At 63.5% G+C, this 416-nt stretch carries 1 tRNA gene; it reads left to right on the top strand.

From position 1 onward, the window contains the following. The first annotated feature begins 278 nt into the window (after window positions 1–278). A tRNA-Ala gene (locus I6F37_RS41950) sits at window positions 279–351 on the top strand. Window positions 352–416 lie beyond the last annotated feature (65 nt).

The following is a 416-nucleotide window of genomic DNA, read 5'->3' as shown; positions in this document are numbered from 1 at the left end:
GCTGTGGGTCTACCCGGTCGCGTTGTTCGCGTCGATCTTCGTCGCCCCCTTCCTCGCCCGGCTGCCGTTGACGGCTCATTCCATTCTCTCCACCGCGCTGATCACGATCGTGATGCGGCTCGCCGTCGGTCCGTTGCGCAGCCGTCTGCGGGCTCGCCGCTCGATGTGACGGGCCGCTGACGTCCGTGTGACGCAAACTCCGGCCGAAACTCGCGGCGGCATCGGATGTTGGGTTGGGGCGAGAACGGCGCGCTGCTATCTTCATGTCCGCTGATCACGGGGCTGTAGCTCAGTTGGTAGAGCATCTCCATGGCATGGAGAGGGTCAGGGGTTCGATTCCCCTCAGCTCCACAAACTCCGAAGATCGAGCAACGGATCACAGGCCACTTTCCACTCCGGTGGGAAGTGGCCTTGTG

This window comes from Bradyrhizobium sp. NBAIM08, assembly GCF_020193935.1.
GTDB classification, from domain to species: Bacteria; Pseudomonadota; Alphaproteobacteria; order Rhizobiales; family Xanthobacteraceae; genus Bradyrhizobium; species Bradyrhizobium yuanmingense.
The sequence above is the reverse complement of the archived record's forward strand: the minus strand, read 5'-3'. Positions and strand labels throughout refer to the sequence as shown.